The 3,720-nt window shown below is 35.8% G+C and carries 4 protein-coding genes; 3 read left to right on the top strand and 1 reads right to left on the bottom strand.

Annotated features, from left to right (window positions below):
- Positions 1-273: 273 nt before the first annotated feature.
- The 3 genes from HX129_RS17585 to rph all read left to right on the top strand — a co-directional run bounded on the left by HX129_RS17585 (position 274) and on the right by rph (position 2,463).
- Entirely contained in the window at positions 274-462 is a 189-nt protein-coding gene (locus HX129_RS17585) for a hypothetical protein (protein ID WP_111860231.1), read from the top strand.
- A 370-nt stretch (positions 463-832) separates the two neighbouring features.
- Positions 833-1,024, top strand: coding sequence for a hypothetical protein (locus HX129_RS17580; RefSeq protein WP_111860230.1), 192 nt, complete (start codon positions 833-835; stop codon positions 1,022-1,024).
- 722 nt (positions 1,025-1,746) lie between these two features.
- On the top strand, positions 1,747-2,463 hold the full coding sequence (gene rph / locus HX129_RS17575) for a ribonuclease PH (RefSeq protein WP_111860229.1): 717 nt from the start codon (positions 1,747-1,749) through the stop codon (positions 2,461-2,463).
- A 294-nt stretch (positions 2,464-2,757) separates the two neighbouring features.
- On the opposite strand, the gene HX129_RS17570 is transcribed toward rph, so the two are convergent.
- Positions 2,758-3,720 (bottom strand): RNA-guided endonuclease InsQ/TnpB family protein (locus HX129_RS17570; protein WP_286436390.1); only part of this gene is annotated, 963 nt, incomplete at its 5' end.

Below are 3,720 nucleotides of genomic sequence, written 5' to 3'. Positions count from 1 at the left end.
CGGAAGCAAAATGCTAGCTCATCTTGCTTCCTTCCAATAATTTAATCTCTGTTGCACTTCATTTGAGAATCCAAGTTTGAATTTATAGGTTTTTTAGTTGTTGCATTTTTTGGATTTAAAATACTTAGATTTTTATTATCATCACCAGAAAAAAACTATGAGCGTGCTACAAAAAAATATATGGAGAACCCTACAGATGCTAATTATAGATTTATGGAAGCAGCTAGAATTAGCATGGAAAAACACCGTAGATAAATGATTTAAGAGTTTAATATGTTTGAATTAATTGGAATTATATTTGCATTAGTTATAGTTTGGGTTTTTTTAAAAATGGTTCTTGTACGAGTATTTCCCAAATATGGTTTAAAGGATGCAGAAGCTCGTTATAAGAGGAATCCTGATGATGTAAATGAGAGATTACTATGGGAAGCACGTAGTCGTATTAATAACCTTAAAAAATAAAAACACAAAGTGAATGGAGTGTGAGTGACCTAATGATAGATCGCTTCCACTTTCTAATTAGGGCTATCGCTATTTGCCATTATCTTGAATTTTGTTGTCCCTTGCTTGCTCTTGTCTTTTTAGTTTGGTTTTGGCTTCTCTTTGCTCTTTTTTCTTTCAGCATTTTTCTATACAAATTAGGATTGTTTCAGTGATGGCTCTGTATTCGTCATGTATGGTATAGGATTTTGTTCTGTAGCATTAGCATTTATTTAACATAAAATGAAGTTATGCGACTTCATAATGATTTAACAATTATTTTGTTTTAAGGCATTGAAGTATAAAAAAAGTCTTTATATAAGAAAAATAAATTTTTTCAGTGAGTATTATCATGAGTGAAAATTCACTTACCGCAATTCGACAAGTCAAAGAGTTAAACAGTGATTTCCAAGTAAATCAGCATCTAAAAAAAGGTTGGAAGTTACTTGCAGTTACAGCATTAACGCATAGGTACGATGGAGGTCACGAAGAAGCCGAAACAATATATGTTTTAGGTAATGAAGAAGAGCCTTCCGAAAAATAAGAGAAGATTAATTTTGGTGATGACAACCCACTTATTCCAAAAGGAAGTCAATTAAATCCCTAATTATTTTGGCTTGAAAAGAGTCCACATTATCTAATGGTGGACTCTAGTCCCAAATTCGGGACTTTTAATAAATATTTACAATTTAAGAATTATATAATTCAAGCAATTTCTTAAATTCATATAATCTATATTATTTTTTAAAAACAATGCTTTATGTAATAATTAAATCTTTGTAGTATTCATTCTAATAATTAGTTAGCGATAGGTAATATGCGGGAAAAGGTATACAAATTTTGATCAATAATTCCCAAAATTCTCATCATTTCATCAAATCCATTTTTCGCTAGAATTCATTTCAAATAACAGGGTCTGGGTCAATTCTTGTCGATTGGCGTAAGATCAATTCAGATGCGCTAATCGACAAGATTCTCATTTCTGCATAACTTATATTACGTTGCTGAGCTGTAGCTGCAAACAGTATTGCGTAGGCTACAGTCTTAGATATTCTATTTAACATAAATCTCTTATGCGAATTCAAAGCAATAAAACATCTATTTCATTTATATCACAGTGCTTAAGTTTTGTGATAGACAAAATTAAGAATTCAGATGAGCTCTGCTTTTCTTCCACAAATCCAAAAATCATACATGTAATAAAACCATCCTCCTTGTATCTGCTATAATTGCCCACAATATTTTCCAATCTAAATAGGACAAGCTATGCGTATCGACCAACGTGCATTAGACCAATTACGTGACGTTAAAATTACCCGTAATTACACACGTTATGCGGAAGGTTCTGTATTGGTTGAATTTGGTCATACCAAAGTGCTTTGTACTGCAAGTATTGACAACTCAGTTCCACGCTTTCTCAAAGGTCAAGGTCAAGGTTGGGTCACTGCAGAATACGGCATGTTGCCCCGCTCAACACACACACGTAGTGACCGTGAAGCAGCACGTGGTAAACAATCTGGACGTACTCAAGAAATCCAACGTTTGATTGGTCGTAGCTTACGTGCCATGGTTGACCTCAAAAAACTTGGTGAAAATACCATTACCATCGACTGTGATGTGATCCAAGCGGATGGCGGTACACGTACAGCATCGATTACAGGTGCAGCGGTTGCATTGATCGATGCAATGAATGTATTGCTTGAAAAGAAAAAAATTAAACAAGACCCATTAAAAGGTTTAGTTGCTGCAATTTCAGTGGGAATCTATAAAGATGAAGTATTACTTGATCTTTGCTATGAAGAAGATTCGAACTGTCAAACTGACTTAAATGTAGTGATGACTCAATCTGGTGAATTCATTGAGATTCAAGGTACGGCAGAAGAAAAACCATTTACCCGTGCGCAATCCAATGCCATGCTCGAAATGGCTGAAAAAGGCATTGCAGAACTTGTGAAAAAACAACAAGAAGCATTAGGTTGGTAATTTAATTCGCTTGAAAATGAACGCATCTTCGGATGCGTTTTTATTGTTCATTCAAAAGCTTAATGGAATTGAAACCAAAGCATCACCAAACTGTCATGGGCTTTGTATTGACTAACAGCTTCTTTGAAATACGGAAATGGTTAATGAAAAGTTTATTTTTAATTTTAGCCCCAAACTGTTGTTTAATGCTCAGTGGATGTAACGACGATAATGACGGTGATTCAAGCCAAACGCCAAATCCACCTGTGTCAAATTGTAAAATGCACTGCGCACCATATTGACATCCTCCCCGACCTAAAGGACGGAGATTCCTCCTACGAGACGCTCATGTCCGAGCGCAAGAATGTTCAGTGCGGAATTTATATCCCGATCCCATGAGCTACCACACTCACAACACTGCCATTCTCTTATTCCTAAACCTGCTCTACCTTTCGGACTACTGAAGCGTGAGCCACAGCACGAACACGTTTGGGTGGTATACGCTTCATTGACTTCTTCATACCATACACCTGCGTTCTCGCATTTATACTTGAGCATGGTTCTTAGTGTTGTCCAACTTGCATCTAACACTGACTTAGCTAATCTAGTCTGTGCTAATGCTTTGGCATTCACATTGCCAACGAAGATTGCTGCATGTTCATTCACCAATTTATGGCTGAATTGATGCAGCATGTTTTGACGAATATTTTTGATCTTGGCGTGAATCGCTTTAACACGTTTCTTATTTTTTGCACGTTGTGCAATGCCAAGTTTTTGTTCATATTGCCGATAGATTTTAGGCGCTTTCAATTTTACGCCATCTGAACAAGTCACTAAATCGTTTAAACCTAAATCTATGCCAATTGAGGTTTTAGCGGTGGTTTTCTCAGTTTTAATTGAATCAACCACAAGGCAAACATACCAATGCCCACGACTATCCTCGACAAACGAACCTGTTTTAATATTGTATTTGCTCAGTCCGTAGCTGTCCCATAGTTTGAATTGATACTTGCCATATTGAACGTAACCATCAGCATATTTGATTGCTACTTTCTTGAATGGTATCCATCCTAAAGAGCGTCTAGCTGATTTTTTATTGCTAACACGCCATTTTAATTTTGATTTCTTGAATTGCTTGCGTCTTGTCACTAATTCTTCTGTAACTGCCTGTATCGTTTGGCTGTGCAAGTTACATTCTTTGGATGCACCTTTTGTATATTTTGCAATATCGTATGCTGAAAAGAATTGTTGTTTTCTTTGCAAGTGTTTAAAACACAA

The sequence above is a fragment of the Acinetobacter sp. 251-1 genome (assembly GCF_030329305.1).
GTDB classification, from domain to species: Bacteria; Pseudomonadota; Gammaproteobacteria; order Pseudomonadales; family Moraxellaceae; genus Acinetobacter; species Acinetobacter piscicola_A.
This window is presented reverse-complemented; position numbering and strand designations above follow the sequence as displayed.